General features: G+C 71.1%; 2 protein-coding genes. Both read left to right on the plus strand.

What is annotated here, in order from left to right:
* Nucleotides 1-166 precede the first annotated feature (166 nt).
* Complete coding sequence (locus BYZ73_RS21140) at nt 167-580, plus strand: DUF6950 family protein (protein WP_181498161.1); 414 nt, start codon at nt 167-169, stop codon at nt 578-580.
* Nucleotides 565-1,255: hypothetical protein (locus BYZ73_RS21145; RefSeq protein ID WP_425451107.1), on the plus strand; the 691-nt coding region annotated here is incomplete at its 3' end. The genes BYZ73_RS21140 and BYZ73_RS21145, both read left to right, overlap by 16 nt.

A 1,255-nucleotide genomic window follows, 5' to 3' on the forward strand; every position in this document is an offset into this window, starting at 1 on the left:
CCGCGACGCTCGCCTGCGAGGAACGCGCCATGGATCTGGGCCGCAAGCGCCCGTTCTACTACCTGCCCGAGGATCAGCAGCGCCGCTTTCCCGGCGACCGGTTCTTCGATCTCGTCCAGGCCATCCAGAACCGGGAGGACACATGGGGACGGTGAACGGGGGGACGATGATCACCCGCCGCGAGGGCTGGGAATTGCGGCTGGCGGCCGAGATCCGGGATTGGGAGGGCCGGGCCTTCGTCTGGGGGTCGGCCGATTGCTTGGGCTTTTGCCGGGCCACCGCGCGGGCGATGACCGGCAGCGATCCGATCCCGGATCTGCCCGCCTATGCCAGCGAGATGCAGGCGGCGAAGGGGCTGGTGCGGCTCGGCTTTGCCTCCATCGCCGATCTGATCGACGCGCATCTGCCGCGGGTGGCGGTCGCGCTGGCGCGGCGGGGCGACTGGGTGATGGGCGATGCCGCGGGGGCGCTGCCCGGCGCCATGGGCGTCGTCACCGGCCGCCATGCGGTGCATCTGGCCGAACGCGGTCCCGTGCGCCGCCCGGTCCTCGACGCGGAGGTGGCATGGCGCATCGGGTGATTGGCCTCGCGGGGGCGGCGCGGATCGGCGCCCCCCTCGCGGTCCTGACCGTGGCATTGATCATCACCGCCGCCCCGGTCCTGGCGATGCCGCCGGTCGGCGCCGCGCTGGCCGCGGCCGCCGGGGGCTGGGCGGCCGGGCTGACCGCGACCGCGATCATGGGCCAGGCCGCCATGGCCTTCGTGCTCTCGGGCGTGCAGATGGCGCTGGCGAAGAAGCCCAAGGTCAAGACCCGCGACGAGATCATGCTCAACCGGATCCAGCCGGTGACCGCGGGCCTCATCCTCTATGGCGAACGGACCCTGGGCGGCACCATCACCGCCCGCTCGACCACCAGCTTCGACGGCAAGCCGCATCTGCGCTACCATTCCGCCATGCCGCTCGCCTGTCACCAGATCGACGGCGCGGTCGAGATCTGGCTGGGCGAGACCAGGGTCTGGACCGAGGCGCAATACCTCAAGGACGCGGCCCAAGGCACGGGCGATCCCTATCTCTGGGGCCAGATCGACAGCGACTACAAGGGCCGCATCCACCTCAAGGTGCATGACGGGGCCGAGGATCAGGCGGCCGATCCGCTGTATGCCGCGGCGGCCTCGGAATGGACGGCCGATCACCGCGGGCGCGGCATCGCCTGGGTCTACTTCTCGGCCAATTACGACCGCGACCTCTTCCCGA

The organism is Rhodovulum viride, from assembly GCF_003265965.1.
Lineage (GTDB): Bacteria > Pseudomonadota > Alphaproteobacteria > Rhodobacterales > Rhodobacteraceae > Rhodovulum > Rhodovulum kholense.

Excerpts from the sequence above, each read along its gene's own strand:
- BYZ73_RS21140 (WP_181498161.1), top strand. The coding sequence starts at position 167 with ATGATCACCCGCCGCGAGGGCTGGGAATTGCGGCTGGCGGCCGAGATC.